The sequence below is a fragment of the Kitasatospora sp. NPDC058444 genome (assembly GCF_042721415.1).
Lineage (GTDB): Bacteria > Actinomycetota > Actinomycetes > Streptomycetales > Streptomycetaceae > Kitasatospora.
The window spans coordinates 74,677-93,865 of the sequence record NZ_JBHXLL010000009.1; the positions used below are offsets into that span (position 1 = coordinate 74,677).

Here is a 19,189-nt window from a genome sequence, read left to right on the forward strand (position 1 = left end):
CGGTTCGTCAACCTCCGTCTCAGGCCCCGGGCACGTCCGCAGGTGGGCCCGGGTACGCCGAAGGCCCCGCCCGGCCGCTGGGGGAGCAGCGGCGGGGCGGGGCCTCCGAGGCGGGCGGTGACGCGGGCGTCAGGCCTTGGTGACGTCCTCGATCTCGTCGTCGTCCTCGCGACCGGGGGTCTTGAGGTCGAACTTGGTGATCGCGAAGCGGAAGAGGAAGTAGTAGACCGCGGCGAAGACCAGGCCGATCGGGATGATCATCCACGGGTCGGTGGCCTTGTTCCAGGCCAGCGCGTAGTCGATCAGGCCGCCGGAGAAGGTGAACCCGTCGTGCACGCCGAGCGCCCAGGTGACGGTCATCGAGACGGCGGTGAGCAGCGCGTGGATGACGTACAGGACCGGGGCGATGAAGACGAAGGCGAACTCGATCGGCTCGGTGACGCCGGTGACGAAGGAGGTCAGGGCCAGCGAGACCATCATGCCGGTGACGGCCTTGCGGCGGTGGGCCTTGGCGGAGTGGGCGATGGCCAGCGCGGCGGCGGGCAGCGCGAACATCATGATCGGGTAGAAGCCCGACATGAACTGTCCGGCGGTCGGGTCGCCGGCGAAGAAGCGGGTCAGGTCGCCGTGCACGACGGTGCCGTCGGCCTTGGTGAAGTCACCGGTCTGGAACCAGGCGAAGGAGTTCACGAACTGGTGCATGCCGACCGGCAGCAGACCGCGGTTGACCAGGCCGAAGGCGCCCGCACCGAACGCGCCGGCGCCGATCAGGGTGTCGTTCAGGCTCTTGACGGCGTCACCGATCGGGCCCCAGGCCAGACCGAAGAAGACGCCGACGGCGGTGCCGACGAAGGCCATGAGGATCGGGACCAGGCGGCGGCCGTTGAAGAAGCCGAGCCAGTCGACCAGCTTGGTGCGGTGGAACTTCTGCCACAGCACCGCGGCCAGCAGACCGATCACGATGCCGCCGAGCACGCCCGGGTCCTGGTAGACGGGCTTGATCCACTTGTCGCCGTCGACGTGGCCCTCGGAGACGGGGAACGCGGTGAGGACGTTCTTGTAGACCAGGAAGCCGACCAGGGCGGCGAGCGCGGTGGAGCCGTCCGCCTTCTTGGCGAAGCCGATCGCGATGCCCACCGCGAAGAGCAGCGCCAGGTTGGAGAAGACGCCGTCACCGGCGGTGGCGAAGACCGAAGCGACCTTGTTCCAGCCGAGACCGTCCTTGCCGAACACGTCGTCCTGGCCGAGACGCATCAGCAGACCGGCGGCGGGGAGCACCGCGATGGGCAGCTGGAGGCTGCGGCCGATCTTCTGCAGACCCTGGAGGAGATTCTGGCCGAACTTCTTGGCGGGGCTTGGCGTGGTCGGAGCCTTGGCGGGCGCCGATGCCTGCGCAGACTGACTCATGGGGGTGGGTTCCTAACGGCATGGCGGTCGGTCGGGGGGACGGCACAGGGGGCCAACCGCGAACTGGTCTACACCACACGTGGTGTAGACCAGTTTTGTAGCACGGGCGGAGAAGTCGAGGAACCCCGGAAAGCGGCGCGGCCGGGAAGCGCTATGAAATCGAAACCTACCGGCGAATGGCGATCATGGTATCCATCGCGATTGTGACTTTGGCCGACCGCGCAACAAAATCGATTTTGGCTAATCGCGCAACAAAAGCACAGGCTGCCCTGCCAGGCGCGTTGGGCCGGGAGCGGGCGGGCTTTCCGGGCTTTCCGAAATGCCGAAGGCCCCCGGACCGGCGGTCCGGAGGCCATTGCGGGGATAACCCGGCGGCGCTCGGTTTCAGGCCTTGGTGACGTCCTCGACCTCGGCCTCGTCCTCCCGGCCAGGTGTTTTCAGGTTGAATTTGACGATGATGAACCGGAAGAGCGCGTAGTACACGGCGGCGAAGCCGAGGCCGATCGGGATGATCAGCCACGGCTTGGTGGCCAGCCCCCAGTTGATCACGTAGTCGATCAGGCCGGCCGAGAAGCTGAACCCGTCGTGCACCCCGAGCCCCCAGGTCACCGCCATCGACGCGCCGGTCAGCAGCGCGTGCACGGCGTACAGGGCGGGGGCGATGTAGGCGAAGGAGTACTCGATCGGCTCGGTGACGCCCGTCACGAAGGAGGTCAGGCCGACCGAGAGCATCAGGCCGTAGATCTCCTTGCGCCGGTGCGGCTTCGCCGAGTGCGCGATCGCGAGCGCGGCGGCGGGCAGCGCGAACATCATGATCGGGAAGAAGCCCGACTGGAACTGGCCGGCCGTCGGGTCGCCCCCCAGGAAGCGCGGGATGTCGCCGTGCACGATCGTGCCGTCCGGCTTGACGAACTCCCCGAACTGGAACCAGACGAACGTGTTCAGCAGCTGGTGCATGCCGATCAGCAGCAGCGCGCGGTTGAAGAGGCCGAAGATGCCGGCGCCGGCCGCGCCCAGGTCGGAGAGGGTCTGCGAGAAGTCGTTCAGGCCGCGGCCGATCGGCGGCCAGACCCAGAGCGACACCACGGCGGTCAGCATGCCGACCAGGGCGGTGATCATCGGGACCAGGCGGCGGCCGTTGAAGAAGCCGAGCCAGTCCACCAGCCTGGTGCGGTGGTACCGGACCCACAGCCAGGCCGACATCAGGCCGATCAGGATGCCGCCCAGCACGCCCGGGTTCTGGTACGTCGCGGCCGCCGCCTTCGCCGAGCCGTAGTCCACGCACTGGTCGCTGACCAGCACCGTCGGCGGTTTGCAGCTCTCCGGGAAGGCGTGCAGGACCCGGAAGTAGACGAGGAAGCCGACCACGGCGGCCAGCGCCGTCGAGCCGTCGGCCTTCTTCGCCATGCCGATCGCCACGCCGACGCAGAACAGCATCGGCAGGCCGAAGGAGGAGTCGAGCAGGGCACCGCCGGCGGCGGCGAAGACCTTCGCGACGTTGTCCCAGCCCAGTCCGTCCTTGCCGAACACGTCGGGCTGGCCGAGCCGGTTGAGGATGCCCGCGGCGGGGAGCACCGCCACCGGGAGCTGCAGGGACCGGCCCATCTTCTGGAGGCCGCCGTAGAAGGTGTGCCACCAGGTGGTCTGCGGGGTCGTGGCTCCTGCCGAACTCATCCTTCGCCCTCCGAGAGCAGTTGCCGACCGGCGGGCCCCTGCGGGACCCTCGGGCGGGCTCGGGAACACCCGGGGCCGTTCCTGCGTTCCTCGGAGTACACATATATTGGTGTAGACCACTTGGAAGCAGGCCGCACCCCGGAGGCGCGAGCCGCGCTGATCGTCATCCTCGGGCGGCGATCGGGAGCCTGCCCGCCGGAATGGGCCAAAAGTGGACTAACGTGGCGGACCGGACCGGCACGGGTGATGCTGGTCGCGCTGCTCGCCGGCCCGACCGCAGCCGAACCCGCGTCAGCCGATCGGCACGGACCTCACCGCCCGGCGGTCGAGGAACACCCAGCACCAGCGCAGGACGGCACCCGGCAGAGCCGCCGAAGGGCCGAGACAGAGGGAGAAACCAGATGGCCAGCAAGGCTGAGAAGATCGTCGCCGGTCTGGGCGGCATCGACAACATCGAAGAGGTCGAGGGCTGCATCACCCGCCTGCGCACCGAGGTCAAGGACGCCTCCCTGGTCGACGAGGCCGCCCTCAAGGCCGCCGGCGCCCACGGCGTCGTGAAGATGGGCACCGCGATCCAGGTCGTCATCGGCACCGACGCCGACCCGATCGCCGCCGACATCGAGGACATGATGTGAGCTGAGCCACCCAGGCCCGGCCCGCCCGGCCCGCCGCCCCGCTCAGGGGGACGGCGGGCCGCGGCGCATCCGGCCGCCTCCCGGCCGCCTCCGGGGGACGGCTCCCCGCCGCTTCGCCGCAGCCCCTGCCGCCCTCGCCGCTTCCCGAACCGGCCCGCCGGAGCGACTACGCTCAGTGCCTATGTCACGCATCGACGGCCGCACCCCCGAACAGCTCCGCCCGATCACCATCGAACGGGGCTGGAGCAAGCACGCCGAAGGCTCCGTCCTCATCTCCTACGGCGACACCAAGGTGCTGTGCACCGCCAGCGTCACCGAGGGCGTGCCCCGCTGGCGCAAGGGCAGCGGCGAAGGCTGGGTCACCGCCGAGTACTCCATGCTCCCGCGCGCCACCAACACCCGCGGCGACCGGGAGGCCGTCAAGGGCCGCATCGGCGGCCGCACCCACGAGATCAGCCGGCTCATCGGCCGCTCGCTGCGCGCCGTCGTGGACCACCGCGCGCTCGCCGAGAACACCATCGTCCTCGACTGCGACGTCCTCCAGGCCGACGGCGGCACCCGCACCGCCGCCATCACCGGCGCGTACGTCGCCCTGGTCGACGCCGTCGCCTGGGCCCGCGACAAGAAGCTGCTGCGCGCCAAGGGCCAGCCGATCACCGGCGGCGTCAGCGCCGTCAGCGTCGGCATCATCGACGGCGTCCCGATGCTCGACCTCCAGTACGAGGAGGACGTGCGCGCCGAGACCGACATGAACATCGTCTGCACCTCCGACGGCCGCTTCGTCGAGGTCCAGGGCACCGCCGAGGGCGCCCCGTTCGACCGCGAGCTGCTGGACCGGCTGCTCGACCTCGGCAGCCTCGGCTGCGCGGAGCTGGACGCGATCCAGCGCAAGGCCCTGGAGGGCTGAACCCGCGCGGGCCCCGCGACCGTGGACCGGATCGGACACACGGTCAGTCCGCGGCCGCGGACGGCCGTTCGGGCGCGGCGCGGACACCCGTGCGGGCCTCGGGCGGAACGGCCCGCCGAACGGCCCGCCGAACGCCCGGCCTGCTGTACAGGCCGGGCCCGGAGACCGTACGGTTCCCGCAGCACTCCCGCTGCGGGAACCGCGCACCTCCCGGCGCGCGTCCCCCACCACGGAACCCGCGCCCCACAGGAGGATCGGATGCCGTCGAGCATCGCCCGCCCCGCCGCCCTCGCCGTGGCCGGACTCATCGCGATCCTTCCGCTCAGCATGGTGAGCTGCTCCGCCGCCCAGAAGGCGCTCGACTGCGGCAACACCGCGGTGCGGATCACCGGGGACATCGCCGACGTCACCCAGGCCTACGACAACGCGAGCAACGACTCGGCGGCCGCCGGGAAGGCCCTGCAGAAGCTCAAGAACGACCTCGACCAGGTCGGGAAGAACTCCAAGAACACCGACGTCGCCAAGGCCGTGACCGATCTGCAGAAGCAGGTCGAGAACGTGCAGCGGGCCGCCGACCGGAACGAGATCCCGAACCTCAAGCCCCTCGGTGACGCGGCCGGCAACCTCACCTCGGTCTGCACCGGCTGATCGCCTCCGGTAGCCCGGCGGGGCGGGCCGGGCGCTCGGTAGGGTGGGCGATATGTCCACCCGCCTGATCCTCGCCACCCGCAACCAGCACAAGGTCACCGAGCTCCGCGCCATCCTGGCGGACGCCGGCCTGGACGTCGAACTCGTCGGCGCCGACGCCTACCCGGAGATCCCCGACGTCCCCGAGACCGGTGTCACCTTCGCCGAGAACGCCCTGCTCAAGGCGCACGCCCTGGCCCGTGCCACCGGCCTGCCCGCCGTCGCCGACGACTCCGGCCTCTGCGTGGACGTGCTGAACGGCGCGCCCGGCATCTTCTCCGCCCGCTGGTCCGGCAAGCACGGCGACGACGCCGCCAACCTCGACCTGCTGCTCGCCCAGCTCTCCGACATCGCCGAGCCGCACCGCGGCGCCCACTTCTTCTGCGCCGCCGCCCTCGCCCTCCCCGACGGCACCGAGCGCGTCGTCGAGGGCCGCCTCCTCGGCACCCTGCGCACCGCCCCGGCCGGCGACGGCGGCTTCGGCTACGACCCGATCCTCCAGCCCCTCGGCGAGACCCGCACCTGCGCGGAGCTCACCCCGGCCGAGAAGAACGCCATCAGCCACCGCGGCAAGGCCTTCCGCGCCCTCGCCCCGGTGGTCAAGGAGCTGCTGGCCTGACGGCAAGTCGGAAAACCGAAGGCCCGCCCCGAGATCCTCCTCGAGGCGAGCCTTCGGTTCCAAGGCACGTGCGGCCTGAGGGACTCGAACCCTCACGGGATTTCTCCCACGGGCACCTAAAACCCGCGCGGCTGCCGATTACGCCAAGGCCGCATGGCCTTCAGTCTAGGGCTTTGTACTGGGCTGAGGCACCGCCCTTCTTCCGCCTGCAGTAGGTCGGGGTGGTGGCGTGGCAGTTGGGGCAGAGCAGCCGGAGGTTGTCCGGCCGGTTGTCCGACCAGTCGCCGTTGATGTGGTCGACCTCCAGGGTCATCGGTCGGCCGTGCCACTCGGGGCCGGTGCCGCAGCCCTCGCACAGCTCGGGCCTGCCAAGCTCGGCCAGTGCACTGCGGATCCGCGAGCCGGGCAGCCGCTTGGCTTCCGTGGGTCGTCGAACGAGGAGCCGGTCGGCGGGGATCCTGTTGGGGAGTCGCTTGCCGCGGGCGTGGGCCTGACCGGTGAAGTGGGAGGTGTCGATGCCGAGCGCCTTGATGCGGCGTCCGATGTGGGCCTGGGTGCCACCGGCTTGGCGCTTGTGGAGGTAGCGCACGACCCCGGCCACGCTGTGGCAGGCCGAGACGGCCTCCTGGAGGACCTCCCGGGTGTAGACGCTTCCGGTCGGGCGGAAGTGAGCGGTGTCGATCCCGTACTCGGTGAGCTTGCGGCGCAGGTACTTGCGCCGGTCGGGGTTGGGCTCCCGGCCGAGTGCGGTCAGCATCTCGTCGAGCGAGCCGGCAGTGGCGGCGATGCTCGTGAGAAGTTCGGCGGTGTACTCGATCGCCATGGTTGTTCCCCCTTCGGGCAGGTGTGTGCCCGTCCCCCGGTATGCGAACGATCGGCGTGTGGATCGGTTACGGGCGCTGGGATGTTTAGGCACTGACTATCAATTGGTACAGACCTATTGACCTATGTGGTTCAGACCACATACCTTCTGCGCCAATTGCAATCCCCCACGTGCGTGCTCCCCCACAGGCACGCGCCGACACTCTCTCCTGGAGGACCGAGTGTTGATCCGAAACACGGCGGAGCGGCGTCCCACCGCCTCCCACCGCCGGAAGAGCCCGGCCGCGCGGGCCGGTGTGGCCTCGCTGGCGGCGGCCTCGCTGGCCGGACTGCTGATGGCGACGCTGGGTGCGGCGCCCTCGCAGGCGTCGGCGGCGGTCGACAACGCGGCCTGTCGGCCGGACGGCCTGTACCAGACTCCCGGGGTGGACGTCCCGTACTGCTCCGTCTACGACACCGGCGGGCGCGAGAAGATGGGCGCGGACCACCAGCGCCGCATCATCGGCTACTTCACCGGCTGGCGCACCGGCAAGAACGGCGACCAGCCGTACCTGGTGAACGACATCCCCTGGGACAAGGTCACCCACCTGAACTACGCCTTCGGCCACGTCGGCGGCGACAACAAGCTCTCGGTCGGCACCGACGGCCCGACCAACGAGGCCACCGGGATCTCCTTCCCCGGCGTCCCCGGTGCCGAGTTGGACCCGAGCCTGCCGTACAAGGGCCACTTCAACCTGCTGACGAAGTTCAAGAAGCAGTACCCGAACGTCAAGACCCTGATTTCGGTGGGCGGTTGGACCGAGACCGGCGGCTACTTCGGGGACGACGGCAAGCGCGTCAACTCCGGCGGCTTCTACTCGATGACCGTCAACGCGGACGGCAGCGTCAACCAGGCCGGCATCGACACCTTCGCCGCCTCCTCGGTCGACTTCATCCGCAAGTACGGTTTCAACGGCGTCGACATCGACTACGAGTACCCGACCTCGATGAAGGACGCCGGCAACCCGCTGGACTGGCAGCTCGCCAACGCCAAGCGCGGCTCGCTGGCCAAGGGCTACGCGGCGCTGATGAAGACCCTGCGCGAGAGCCTGGACAAGGCCGGCGCCGCCGACGGCAAGCACTACCTGCTGTCGGTCGCCGCCCCGTCCTCCGGCTACCTGCTGCGCGGCATGGAGACCTTCCAGGTGGCCAAGTACCTGGACTACGTCAACATCATGTCGTACGACCTGCACGGCGCCTGGAACAAGTACGTCGGCCCGAACGCCTCGCTGTTCGACGACGGCAAGGACGGCGAGCTGGCCGCCGCCAACGTCTACGGCACCGCGCAGTACGGCGGCATCGGCTACCTGAACGCCGACTGGTCGTACCACTACTTCCGCGGCTCGATGCCCGGCGGCCGGATCAACGTCGGCCTGCCGTACTACACCCGCGGTTTCAAGAACGTGCAGGGCGGCACCAACGGCCTCTGGGGCACGGCCTCGGCGACCACCTGCCCGGCCGGTTCCGGTCTGACCGCCTGCGGTGACGGCGCGGTCGGCATCGACAACATCTGGAACGACAAGGACGACGCGGGCAAGGAGTCCCCGGCCGGGTCGAACCCGATGTGGCACGCCAAGAACCTGGAGAAGGGCATCCTGCCCGACTACCTGGCCAAGTACGGCGTCTCCGACACCGCGCTGCAGGGCACCTACACCCGCAACTACAGCTCCACCCTGGTGGCGCCGTGGCTGTGGAACGACACCAAGAAGGTGTTCCTCTCCACCGAGGACGAGCAGTCGGTGGGCGCCAAGGCGGACTACATCGTCAACCAGGGCGCCGGCGGCGCGATGATCTGGGAGCTCGCGGGCGACTACAGGTGGGACGCCACCGCCAACGGCGGCAAGGGCGAGTACGTCCCCGGCTCGACGCTGACCTCGCTGATGTACGACAAGTTCAAGTCGGCGGCCCCGTACGGCGCGACCCGTTCGACGACCGCGCTGCCGCAGCAGACGCTGCCGATCGACGTGTCGTTCACCAACTTCGCGCTGGGCGACTCGAACTACCCGATCAACCCGAAGCTGCACATCGTCAACAACTCGACGCTGACCCTGCCGGGCGGCACCGAGTTCCAGTTCGACTACGGCAACTCGGCCCCGGGCAACGCCAAGGACCAGTCCGGCTTCGGCCTCCAGGTCATCAAGCAGGACAACCCGGGCCCGGGCAACGTGGGCGGCCTGAAGGGCACCTACAACCGGGTGTCGGTCAAGCTGCCGGGCTGGCAGTCGCTGGCTCCGGGCGCCTCGATCGACATGGACTTCGTCTACTACCTGCCGGTGTCCACGCCGTCGAACTGGACGGTCAACGTGGGCGGCACGCTGTACGGGATCAAGGGCGACCTGACCCGCGGTGCGGTGGACGGCGGCACGCCGACCCCGACGCCTACCCCGACCTCGTCGCAGACGGCCACCCCGACGCCGACGCCGACCGCGACCGGGACGCAGACCCCGACCCCGACGCCGACGCCGACCTCGGGCACCTGCACCGCCGCCCCGAGCTGGGACGCGGGCACCACCTACGCGACCCCCACCAAGGTCTCGTGGAAGGGCCACTACTACCAGAACAAGTGGTGGACCAAGGGCGACGACCCCGCGGCCAGCGGCGCGTGGGGCGTCTGGAGCGACCTCGGGGCCTGCTGATCAGGCCGGTCCGCTGAGGTGAGGAACGGCGGTGGCGGCGCACCCGGTCGGGGGGTGTGCCGCCACCGCTTCGTCGTGTCCGCGGGCTCCGCGCAGGGGGCTCAGGCCCCGACCTTGAGGTCGCGCAGCAGCTTGGCGACGTGCCCGGTGGCCCGCACGTTGTAGAACGCGTGCTCCACCTTGCCCTGCTCGTCCACGACGATCGTGGAGCGGATCACACCGAGGTAGGTGCGGCCGTAGTTCTGCTTCTCGCCGAAGGCGCCGTACGCCTCCAGCGCCTCCTTCTCCGGGTCGGACAGCAGGGTGACCTTGAGGTTCTCGGCCTCGCGGAACTTGCCCAGCTTCTCCGGCTTGTCCGGGGAGATGCCGATGACGTCGTAGCCGGCGCCCGCGAAGGCCTCCAGGTTGTCGGTGAAGTCGCAGGCCTGCTTGGTGCAGCCGGGGGTCAGGGCGGCCGGGTAGAAGTAGACGATGACCTTGCGGCCGGCGTGGTCGGCGAGGGACACCTGGTTGCCGTCGGCGTCGGACAGGCTGAAGGCGGGCGCGGTGTCGCCGGGCTGGAGGCGCTCAGTCACGGTCGTGTTCTCCTGAAGGCTGGGACGGACGGTCGTACCACGGCAAACTTACCTCCGATGGTGGGTGGGGCCGCGCGACCGTGTTCGGCAACTGACACACTGGGTCAGTCGCACCGATCGCACGGATCGGACGGAACAACATCGGCGAGTGAATGGGGTGGCCCGAGTGGGCGAGGCGAGCACGCAGGACAAGTCGGCGCGGACGACCTCCCAGATCGAGGCGGACATCGAGCGGACGCGTGACCGGCTGGCGGGGACCCTCGACGAGCTGGCCGTCCGCATCCACCCGAGCACCATCTCCGCCCAGGTCAAGGCCAAGGCGGCGGCCGCCGTCGAGGAGCGGACCGCCCGGGCGTACGTGGCCGCCAGCGGCGTGGTGGAGAAGGTCCGGGCGCAGTTCGTGGACGAGAAGGGGCAGCCGCGCCGGGAGCGGATCGTCCCGGCCGCGCTGGTCGGGGTGGGCCTGGTGCTGCTGGTCGCCTCGTCCCGCAAGCGCCGCAAGGACTGAGCACCGTACGACGGAGGGGCCGGGCGCGCGGTGCGTGCCCGGCCTTCCGCATGCCGGGCCTTGTTCATGGCGGGCCTTGCTCATGCCGGGCTGGCGTCACGCTCCTCGCCCGGGGGAGGTACCTTCGGGACCGTGAGTACCAACGACGAACCGACCCGCTCCGAGCACGTGCAGGAGCCCGCCCGTCACGACCGGCTCGGCGAGAAGCTGCCGATCCGGATGCTGCACGACCGTGTGCTGGTGCGCATCGAGGGCGGCGAGGGCGAGCGCCGCTCGACCGGCGGCATCCTGATCCCGGCCACCGCGGAGCTGTCCAAGCGCTGTACCTGGGCGGAGGCCGTCGCGGTGGGCCAGAGCGTGCGCTCGGTGGAGCCCGGGGACCGGGTGCTGTACGACCCGGAGGACAAGCTGGAGGTCGAGGTCCGCGGCGCCACCTACGTGCTGCTGCGCGAGCGCGACCTGCACGCCGTCGCCGCGACCCGCTTCGGCGACACCGAGGGCTCGACCGGGCTGTACCTGTGACGGTCTGATCCTCCTGCTGCCCCGCGGTGCCCCCGACTCCGGTCGGGGGCACCGTGCTTTCGGTGCGGGTGGCGACTCGGGCGTGGCGGCGACTCGGGCGGGCGGGGACTCGGGCGTGGCGGGTGCCGAGGGACTGTCGGTGGGGCGCGCTAGGGTCCCGGCATGAGTGTGCCGGTGATCGGGGATGCGGAGCGTCGGGCCAGGCTGGGGCGGCGGCACCTGCTGGTGCCGTCGGTGCGGGCGGCGCGGGTGGAGGACGTGGCCGACGCGGTGGTCGGGCTGCACGCGTCGGACCCGGCCACGGTGTACCTGTCGGCCTGCGCGCGGCTGGCGGCGCCCTCGGCGGCGGAGGTGGACCGGGCGCTGTACGAGGACGTCTCGCTGGTGAAGCTGCTGTCGATGCGGCGGACGATCTTCGCGGTGACGGAGGGCTTCGCCCCGTACGTGAGTTCGGCGGCGGCGCGGGCGATCGCGGCGAAGGAGCGGGCGACGCTGCTGAAGCACCTGCGGGACTTCGCCGAGGGCTGGGACGAGGCCCGGCTGGGGGAGACGGAGCGCGAGGTGCTGGCCGCGCTGGCCGTCCGCGGCGAGGCGACGACCAGGGAACTGTCCGAGGACGTACCGCAGTTGCGCGAGACGATGCTGATGTCGGCGGGCAAGGCGTACGAGGCGAAGCAGAGCGTGGGCAGCCGCCTGCTGCGGCTGCTGGCCTCGGACGGGCACGTGCGCCGCTCGCGTCCGCGCGGTTCGTGGTTGAGCAGCAGCTACCCGTGGGCGCTGGTGCCGCAGTGGCCGGAGGTGCCGGTGCGGGAGGCGAAGGCCGAGGTGGTGCGGCGCTGGCTGGCGGCGTACGGGCCGGCGACGGTCGAGGACGTGAAGTGGTGGACGGGCTGGACGCTCGGGGACGTCCGCGGGGCACTGGCGGATGTCGGGGCGGTGGACGTGGCGCTGGCCGGCGGGGTGCCCGCGCTGGTGCTGCCGGGGGACGAGGGGCCGGCGGCGGAGCCGGAGCCGTGGGCGGCGCTGCTGCCCGGGCTGGATCCGGCGGTGATGGGCTGGCGCGGGCGGGACTGGTACCTGCGGGCGGAGGACGTGCCGGCGCTGTTCGACCGGGCGGGCAACGCCGGGCCGACGGTGTGGTGGTGCGGCGAGGTGGTGGGCGGCTGGGCGCAGCGCGCCGACGGCGGGCTGGTGTGGCGGCTGTTCCGGGACGTCGGGGCCGAGGCGGAGCGCGCTGTCGAGGCCGAGGCCGAGCGGTTGGCGGGCTGGCTGGGGGAGGTGCGGGTGACGCCGCGGTTCCGTACCCCGCTGGAGCGCGAACTGGTGGCGTAGGCCCGGGCGTAGCGGCCTCCCCCGCGGCGCCCGCCCTACGGCGTGGGCGGCGCCGCCGGGCGGCTGGCGGGGCCGCCGGTGGCGCTGGGCGGGGCGGTGGGGCGGGTCGGCTGGATCTGGCTGGGCCGGGGGGTGGGGCTGGGCTGGTCCGGGTCCGTGGTCGGCTTGGGCGCCTGCGGGCTGGGGGTGTTCGGGCCGGGTGCGGGTCGGCCGGTGGCGGCGGGGGCGCTGGGGGCGTGGTCGGTTGGTGTGCCGGGGGCCGGGCCGGTGCCGGCGGGTTCGCCGCCGGTGGCGGGGGTGGTGGCCGGGGCGGTGGCGCTGGGGCTGGTGCCGGCGGGGGCGGTGGGCCAGGGGGTGGCGGCGGGGGTGCCGTGTCCGGTCTGGAGGTCGAAGTCCTGGGTGGGGGTGCCGTCGAGGGCGGCGGTCATGTAGGCGGTCCAGATCCGGGTGGGGAAGGTGCCGCCGTTGATCCGGGTGAGTCCGGCGGTGCCGGCCAGCGGTTCCTTGGCGTGGGTCTTCGGGTTCTCCCGGAACAGGCCGACGGTGGTGGCGAGTTCGGGGGTGTAGCCGGCGAACCAGGCGGAGAGGTTGGAGTCGGTGGTGCCGGTCTTGCCGGCGGCGGGGCGGTTGAGGTCGAGGGCGGCGGCGCCGGTGCCGCGGGTGCTGACGACGTCGCGCAGCACGTCGGTGACGGAGTCGGCGATCTCCCGGTCGAGGGCCTCGGTGGGGTTGTGGTCGGGCATCTTGGGGACGTCGACGGCGCCGCCGGGGTTGACGCGTTCGAGTTTGAGGACGGACCAGGGGGTGTGGGCCTGGCCGTGGTCGGCGAGGGTGGCGTAGGCGCCGGCCAGGTCGAGGGCGCTGGGGGTGGCGGTGCCGAGGGTCATCGAGGTGTTGGCCGGGTCCATGCCGCGGACGGTGTCGGGGATGCCGAGCTTGACGGCGGTCTCCCGGACGCGGGCGAGTCCGGCGTCGACGCCTTCCTGCGCGTACACGGAGTTGACGGACTTCACCATGGCGTGGCGCAGGGTGATGTTGCCGTAGTCGATGTCGTCCTCGTTGGGCGGGGCGTAGGGGGTGGGGCCGCCGGTGACGGGGCGTTCGCTGGTGCCGTCGTAGCGGGATTCGGTGGTGATGGGGCGGCCGTCGGGGGTGTGCTGGGCGACCAGGCCGGCGGCGAGGTCGATCGGTTTGAAGGTGGAGCCGATCTGGTTGTCCTGGCGCAGCGCGTCGTTGTAGGGCTGCTTGGCGTAGTCGGGGCCGCCGTAGACGGCGACGACCCGGCCGGTGGCGGGTTCGACGGAGGCGCCGGCGACCCGGACGTCGGTGTCGGTGGTGGGGCGGGCCTGGGGGTCGAGTTCGCCGGTGAGCCGGTCCTGGACGGCCTGGACGAAGGCGTCCTGCCGGGGCTTGTCGAAGGTGGTGGTGATGCGCCAGCCGCCGGCCTTGAGGGTGGCGGCGTCGAGGGTGCCGGAGGAGACGAGGTAGTCGTCGGCGACGCCGACCAGGTAGCCGGCCTGGCCGGCGAGGCCGGTGGCGGGCTGGGGGTCGATGGGGTCGGGGAAGGTGGTGGCGGCGCGGTCGGCGGGGGTGAGGAAGCCGAGCTGGACCATGCCGTCGAGGGTGTAGTTCCAGCGGGCGACGGCCTTCTCGCGGTTGGCGGGGGTGGCGGTCTTGACGTCGTAGAGGCTGGGGGCCTGGAGCAGGGAGGCGAGGTAGGCGCCCTGGGCGGGGGTGAGTGCGGAGACGTCGACGCCGTAGTAGGCGTGGGCGGCGCTCTGGATGCCGTAGGCGCCGCGGCCGAAGTAGCTGCTGTTGAGGTAACCGGCGAGGATCTCGCGTTTGTCGCGCTGCTGGTCGACCTTGAGGGCGATGAGCAGTTCGCGGCCTTTTCGCTCGATCGTGCGGTCCTGGGTGAGGTAGTAGTTCTTGACGTACTGCTGGGTGATGGTGGATCCGCCCTGCATGCCCTTGCCGAGCAGGGTGTTCCAGCCGGCCCGGAGCATGCCCTTCAGGTCGATGCCGCGGTTCTGGTAGAAGGTGCGGTCCTCGGCGGAGACGACGGCCTGCTGGGTGGGCAGCGGGATCTGGTCGATGGTGACGTCGGTGCGGTTGACGGCGCCGGTGCGGGCGATCTCGGTGGTGCCGTCGGCGTAGAGGTAGATGTTGTTCTGGGCGACGGCGTGGGCGTTGGGGTCGGGCACCGGGACGATGACGTAGAGCACGGCGAAGCCGCCGACGGCGAGCAGGAACAGCGCGGTGAGGGTGCCGAGGGTGACCCGCCAGGTGGGCAGGAGCCGGCGCCAGAGCGGGAGGGCGCGGCGGGCCTCGCGGCGGGCGGCCCGTTTGGCCTGGCGTCGGGTGCTCAAGGTCATGCCGAGATTATCTGCTATTTGACGTCGGCTCAGGCTGGAAAAACCGGGTGCGGGTGGTGCGGGCCGGAGGTACGGTGAAAGGTGCAAACCACATAGCGCACCCACTGTCGCAGCTCCGCCCGTCCGGCCCGGTACCCCCCGGGTGGGGCCGGTCGGAGCCGCTGGGGCGTGCGCGCCGGTGCTCGCGGGCATCCGTCTGCCCGCGTCCGTCAGCTCGTATCCGTCTGCCCGTATTTGTCGACAAGGAGACAATATCGTGAGTTCCGTGCACGCCGAGGCGCCCGCCGGGCGGCCTCCCGATCCCACGCCCGTCGGATTCCCCCTCGGGCTCTACGCCGCCGTCGCCCGCGGCGCCTTCCACCGCCACACGACCTACCGGGCCGCCACCCTGGCCGGCGTCTTCACCAACACCGTCTTCGGCTGCATCCTCGCCTACACCTTCATCGCGCTCTGGCGGGCCCGCCCCGGCCTGGGCGGCTACGACGTGAGCCAGGCCGTCACCTACATCTGGATCTGCCAGGCGCTGATGCCCACCACCGCGATCTTCGGCGGCGGCGTCGAGGACGACCTCCGGGCGCGGTTCCGCAGCGGCGACATCGCCGTCGACCTCTACCGGCCGGTGGACTTCCTGGGCTGGTGGCTGGCGAGCGACCTCGGCCGGGCCGGCTACCACCTGCTGGTCCGCGGCGGGGCGCCGCTGCTGATCGGCGGGCTGATCTTCCAGTTCCGGCTGCCCGAGCGGCCGCTCACCTGGCTGGTCTTCCTGCTCTCCGTGCTGCTCGCCGAGGTGGTCAGCTTCGGGCTGCGGTTCCTGGTCGCCCTCACCGGCTTCTGGCTGCACGACTCCGAGGGGGTGAGCTCGGTGACGATGGTGGTGACGATGTTCCTCTCCGGGATGCTGCTGCCGCTCACGCTCTTCCCCGGCTGGCTCGGCGACCTCGCCCGGGTGCTCCCGTGGGCGACGCTGGCGCAGGTGCCCGCCGACCTGTTCCTGGAGCACACGACCGGCGCGGCCGTGCTCGGGCCGCTCGGCCTCCAACTCGCCTGGGCCGCGGTGACGCTGGCCGCCGCGCGCGGCGTGCAGGCGCTCGCGACCCGCAAGGTGGTGGTCCAGGGTGGCTGACCCCGGCCTCGGAGCCCCCGCCGTCCGCACCGTCGCCGGTGCCCGCCGGGCCGACCGCACCGGCTGGTACGCCCGTGCCCGCTGGGCCGCGCGCGCCTGGTGGCTGTGCGCCGCCATGTGGACCCGTTCGAGCATGTCCTACCGGGCCTCGTTCACCATGATGTTCGCGGCCAACCTGGTGATCACCTTCCTCGACTTCGCCGTGATCGTCCTGATGTTCCGGCACACCGCCACGCTCGGCGGCTGGACCCTGCCCGAACTCGGCTTCCTCTACGGCACCTCCGGCTTCGCCCTCGGCATGGCCAACCTGCTGGTCGGCAGCATCGACTCGCTCGGCGACCGGATCCGGACCGGGACGCTGGACGTGATGCTGATCCGGCCCGCCCCGGCCCTCGCCCAGCTCTGCGCCGAGCGCTTCTCGCTGCGCCGGCTCGGCCGCCCGGCCCAGTCGGCGGCGGTGCTGCTCTGGTCGCTCGCCGCCCTGGACGTCGACTGGACCTGGGACAAGACGCTGCTGACGGTCGTCCTGCTGATCAGCGGCACGGTCATCTACTGCGCGATCTGGATCGGCTTCGCCTGCCTGCAGTTCTGGTGGGGCGAGACCCGGGAGTTCCAGAACTCCTTCACCTTCGGCGGCGGCGTCATGCTCCAGTACCCGCCGACGGTCTTCGCCAAGGAGCTGGTGCTCGGCGTGGTCTTCGTCGTCCCGCTGGCCTTCGTCAACTGGCTGCCCGCGCTGCACGTCCTCGGCCGGCCCGACCCGCTCGGCCTGCCCATCGCCTTCCGGTTCGCCTCCCCGGCCGTCGCCGCGCTCTGCGTCCTCGCCGCCGGACTCGCCTGGCGGGCCGGGCTGCGCGCCTACCGCGGCACCGGCAGCTGACCCCCGCCCCCCTCGAAGGAGATTCCATGGCACTGATCGAACTCCAGGACGTCCGCCGCAGCTTCACCGTGCGCACCCGCACGGGCCGGTTCAGCCGGGCCAAACGCGAGGTCCGCGCGGTGGACGGGCTCGGCTTCACCGTCGAGGCCGGCGAGTGCGTCGGCTACATCGGGCCCAACGGGGCCGGCAAGTCCACCACCATCAAGATGCTCACCGGCATCCTCGTCCCCAGCTCCGGAAGGCTGCGGGTGGCCGGGGTCGACCCGGCCCGCGAACGCGTCGCGCTGGCCCGCCGGATCGGCGTCGTCTTCGGCCAGCGCACCACGCTCTGGTGGGACCTGCCGCTGCGCGACTCCTTCGAACTCGCCCGCCGGATCTACCGCGTGCCCGACGCCCGGTACCGCGAGAACCTCGGCCGCTGCGTCGAACTGCTCGACCTCGGCGGCCTGCTGGACACCCCGGTGCGCCAGCTCTCGCTCGGCCAGCGGATGCGCGGCGACCTCGCCGCGGCGCTGCTGCACGACCCCCAGGTGCTCTACCTGGACGAGCCGACCATCGGCCTGGACGTGGTCAGCAAGGGCCGGGTGCGGGAGTTCCTGCGCGAGGTCAACCGGGACCGGGGCACCACCGTGCTGCTCACCACCCACGACCTGACGGACATCGAGCAGCTCTGCGGCCGGGTGATGGTGATCGACCACGGCCGGGTGGTGTACGACGGCGCGCTGGAGGGCCTGCACGCCACCGGCCGCAGCGAGCGGACGCTGGTGGTGGACCTCGCGCAGGAACTCGCGCACCCGGTCGAGGTGCCCGGGGCCCGGGTCACCAGGATCGAGGGGCCGCGCCAGTGGCTGGCCTTCCCGGCCCAGGAGAGCGCCGCGCCGATCGTCGCGGCCGTCGCCGCGCGCTACCCGCTGGTGGACCTGTCGGTGCGCGAACCGGCCATCGAGGACGTGATCGCCCGGATGTACGCGGAGGTCGCGATCGGCTGACGGGGCGGGTGTGCGTGCGGCGGTCTGGGCGGGTGTGCGGCGGTCGGGGGCCGTCCGGCCGCCGCACGTTCTTCGCGCGCCCTTGCGATGTCCGGGCGTGCGTTCGGACCCCTTCGCCGGTGCGGGTGATCATCGTGACCCCGGGCCTCCGAGGTGAGTTGACCCGGCATCACTCACCGATGCCGGAACCGGAGGCCCGCCGCCCGATGGCCGTACCCGACGTGACCGTGGTGGTCGCGGTCTACAACACCATGCCGTACCTCACCGCCTGCCTGGACTCGCTGGTCGGGCAGTCCCTGGCACCGGGGCGGCTGGAGGTGGTGGCCGTGGACGACGGCTCCACGGACGGCGGCGGGGAGCTGCTGGACGAGTACGCCGCCCGCCACCCCGGGCTGTTCACGGTGGTGCACCAGCCCAACTCGGGCGGCCCGGCGGGCCCGACCAACCGCGCCCTGGAGCTGGCCCGCGGCCGCTACGTGCTGTTCCTCGGCGCGGACGACTGGCTCGGCGAGGAGGCGCTGGAACGGCTGGTCGCCGCCGCCGACGCCTGGGGCTCGGACGTGGTGGTGCCCAAGCAGGTCGGGGTGAACGGGCGGCTGGTCCCGCAGGGGATCTTCCACGCCGACGCCGAGTCCGTGGGCTTCGCCGACTCCGCGCTGGCCTGGGCGCTGGCCGACACCAAGCTGTTCCGGCTCGACCTCCTCCGGCGCCACGGGCTGCGCCGCGACGAGCGGTTGAAGGTCTTCTCGGACCAGCCGTTCACCCTGGAGGCCTGCCTGCGGGCGGCCAGGGTGTCCGTCCTCGCCTCCTACGACTGCTACTTCCTGGTGCTGCGCGAGGACCGGGGCAACGTCACCGAGCGGGCCGGGGTGCTGGACCGGCTGCGCGGGATCGCCGCACTGCAGCAGGTGGCCGCAGAACTGGCCGTGCCGGGCGAGGAGTTGGACGCCATCCGGGCCCGCAGTTTCACCTGGGACGTGCCGCGCCTGCTGGAGGAGGGATTCCTGCTGCTGGCCGAGGACGTGCAGGAGCGGGTGTGCGTCGAAGTCGCCCTGCTGGTCGAGCGGTTCGGCGCCCGCGAGGTGTACCGCCGGCTGCCGGTCGCCGAGCGGGTGCGGCTCGAACTCGCCTGCGCGGTACGGCCGGACGCGCTGCGCGACCAGATCCGCTACCAGGCGGCGCACGGCGATCCGCCGGCGGTGATGGACGGCGGGCGGCGGTACGCGAGCTTCCCGGCGTTCCGGGACGCCCGGCTCGGCCTGCCGGACGAGCTGTTCCTGCTGCCGGAGGACGCGGGCGCGGGGGCGGTCGAGGGAGCGGTCGAAGGTGCCGCACCGCCGCTCGGACTCGCCCGGCAGCTGTGGCGCGGGCTCGTCCCGGAGCAACTGCGGCGCCGGCTGCGGCGCCACCCGGCGTGGCGCCGGCTGGCCGACTCGGTGAACGGAGGACGGGGATGAGC

At 71.7% G+C, this 19,189-nt stretch carries 17 protein-coding genes and 1 tRNA gene; 12 read left to right on the forward strand and 6 right to left on the reverse strand.

The features are described from left to right. Nucleotides 1-129: 129 nt before the first annotated feature. Entirely contained in the window at nucleotides 130-1,407 is a 1,278-nt protein-coding gene (locus ACFWP2_RS13005) for a PTS transporter subunit EIIC (RefSeq protein WP_380450437.1), read from the reverse strand. 384 nt (nucleotides 1,408-1,791) lie between these two features. Beyond that, nucleotides 1,792-3,081, reverse strand: a complete 1,290-nt coding sequence (locus ACFWP2_RS13010; RefSeq protein WP_380450438.1) for a PTS transporter subunit EIIC — start codon at nucleotides 3,079-3,081, stop codon at nucleotides 1,792-1,794. 401 nt (nucleotides 3,082-3,482) lie between these two features. Between ACFWP2_RS13010 and ACFWP2_RS13015 the strand changes: the two genes are divergently transcribed. The 4 genes from ACFWP2_RS13015 (at nucleotide 3,483) to rdgB (ending at nucleotide 5,929) form a co-directional block, all read left to right on the forward strand. Next, a complete protein-coding gene (locus ACFWP2_RS13015; RefSeq protein ID WP_030060521.1) occupies nucleotides 3,483-3,716 on the forward strand; it encodes a glucose PTS transporter subunit EIIB in 234 nt (77 codons plus the stop codon). Between the two features lie 181 nt (nucleotides 3,717-3,897). Next, nucleotides 3,898-4,623 (forward strand): ribonuclease PH, encoded by a 726-nt coding sequence (gene rph / locus ACFWP2_RS13020; protein ID WP_359915203.1) that lies wholly within the window; start codon nucleotides 3,898-3,900, stop codon nucleotides 4,621-4,623. A 258-nt stretch (nucleotides 4,624-4,881) separates the two neighbouring features. After that, nucleotides 4,882-5,271, forward strand: a complete 390-nt coding sequence (locus ACFWP2_RS13025) for a hypothetical protein (RefSeq protein ID WP_360356384.1) — start codon at nucleotides 4,882-4,884, stop codon at nucleotides 5,269-5,271. 52 nt (nucleotides 5,272-5,323) lie between these two features. Further along, entirely contained in the window at nucleotides 5,324-5,929 is a 606-nt protein-coding gene (gene rdgB / locus ACFWP2_RS13030) for an RdgB/HAM1 family non-canonical purine NTP pyrophosphatase (protein WP_380450439.1), read from the forward strand. A gap of 69 nt (nucleotides 5,930-5,998) precedes the next feature. On the opposite strand, the gene ACFWP2_RS13035 is transcribed toward rdgB, so the two are convergent. Both ACFWP2_RS13035 and ACFWP2_RS13040 read right to left on the reverse strand, forming a co-directional pair. Continuing rightward, nucleotides 5,999-6,082: transfer RNA gene (locus tag ACFWP2_RS13035), tRNA-Leu, on the reverse strand. 7 nt (nucleotides 6,083-6,089) lie between these two features. Continuing rightward, entirely contained in the window at nucleotides 6,090-6,752 is a 663-nt protein-coding gene (locus ACFWP2_RS13040; protein ID WP_380450440.1) for an HNH endonuclease signature motif containing protein, read from the reverse strand. Nucleotides 6,753-7,086: 334 nt separating this feature from the next. Here ACFWP2_RS13040 and ACFWP2_RS13045 point away from each other — a divergent pair, with 334 nt between their 5' ends. Beyond that, the gene (locus ACFWP2_RS13045) at nucleotides 7,087-9,426 is read left to right on the forward strand and encodes a chitinase C-terminal domain-containing protein (protein ID WP_380450557.1); all 2,340 of its coding nucleotides are present in this window, start codon (nucleotides 7,087-7,089) and stop codon (nucleotides 9,424-9,426) included. Between the two features lie 101 nt (nucleotides 9,427-9,527). Here ACFWP2_RS13045 and bcp read toward each other — a convergent pair whose 3' ends face one another. Then, nucleotides 9,528-10,001 (reverse strand): thioredoxin-dependent thiol peroxidase, encoded by a 474-nt coding sequence (gene bcp / locus ACFWP2_RS13050; protein WP_380450441.1) that lies wholly within the window; start codon nucleotides 9,999-10,001, stop codon nucleotides 9,528-9,530. Between the two features lie 166 nt (nucleotides 10,002-10,167). Between bcp and ACFWP2_RS13055 the strand changes: the two genes are divergently transcribed. The 3 genes from ACFWP2_RS13055 (at nucleotide 10,168) to ACFWP2_RS13065 (ending at nucleotide 12,363) form a co-directional block, all read left to right on the forward strand. Further along, a complete protein-coding gene (locus ACFWP2_RS13055; protein ID WP_380450442.1) occupies nucleotides 10,168-10,509 on the forward strand; it encodes a DUF3618 domain-containing protein in 342 nt (113 codons plus the stop codon). Between the two features lie 219 nt (nucleotides 10,510-10,728). Beyond that, nucleotides 10,729-11,031 (forward strand): co-chaperone GroES, encoded by a 303-nt coding sequence (locus ACFWP2_RS13060; protein ID WP_049655715.1) that lies wholly within the window; start codon nucleotides 10,729-10,731, stop codon nucleotides 11,029-11,031. A 162-nt stretch (nucleotides 11,032-11,193) separates the two neighbouring features. Beyond that, a complete protein-coding gene (locus ACFWP2_RS13065; RefSeq protein WP_380450443.1) occupies nucleotides 11,194-12,363 on the forward strand; it encodes a winged helix DNA-binding domain-containing protein in 1,170 nt (389 codons plus the stop codon). A 35-nt stretch (nucleotides 12,364-12,398) separates the two neighbouring features. Here the strand turns inward: ACFWP2_RS13065 and ACFWP2_RS13070 are convergent, their stop codons facing one another. Continuing rightward, on the reverse strand, nucleotides 12,399-14,738 hold the full coding sequence (locus ACFWP2_RS13070; protein WP_380450444.1) for a transglycosylase domain-containing protein: 2,340 nt from the start codon (nucleotides 14,736-14,738) through the stop codon (nucleotides 12,399-12,401). 265 nt (nucleotides 14,739-15,003) lie between these two features. Between ACFWP2_RS13070 and ACFWP2_RS13075 the strand changes: the two genes are divergently transcribed. The 4 genes from ACFWP2_RS13075 (at nucleotide 15,004) to ACFWP2_RS13090 (ending at nucleotide 19,187) form a co-directional block, all read left to right on the forward strand. Then, nucleotides 15,004-15,861: an ABC transporter permease gene (locus ACFWP2_RS13075; RefSeq protein ID WP_380450558.1), complete on the forward strand. Its 858-nt coding sequence runs from the start codon at nucleotides 15,004-15,006 to the stop codon at nucleotides 15,859-15,861. Beyond that, nucleotides 15,854-16,741 (forward strand): ABC transporter permease, encoded by an 888-nt coding sequence (locus ACFWP2_RS13080; RefSeq protein ID WP_380450445.1) that lies wholly within the window; start codon nucleotides 15,854-15,856, stop codon nucleotides 16,739-16,741. Before ACFWP2_RS13075 ends, ACFWP2_RS13080 begins: the two co-directional genes overlap by 8 nt. 26 nt (nucleotides 16,742-16,767) lie before the next feature. Beyond that, a complete protein-coding gene (locus tag ACFWP2_RS13085) occupies nucleotides 16,768-17,730 on the forward strand; it encodes an ATP-binding cassette domain-containing protein (protein WP_380450446.1) in 963 nt (320 codons plus the stop codon). Nucleotides 17,731-17,909: 179 nt separating this feature from the next. Next, nucleotides 17,910-19,187 carry a glycosyltransferase family 2 protein gene (locus ACFWP2_RS13090; protein ID WP_380450447.1) on the forward strand — a complete coding sequence of 426 codons (1,278 nt, stop codon included), beginning with the start codon at nucleotides 17,910-17,912 and terminating at the stop codon, nucleotides 19,185-19,187. Nucleotides 19,188-19,189: the final 2 nt, after the last annotated feature.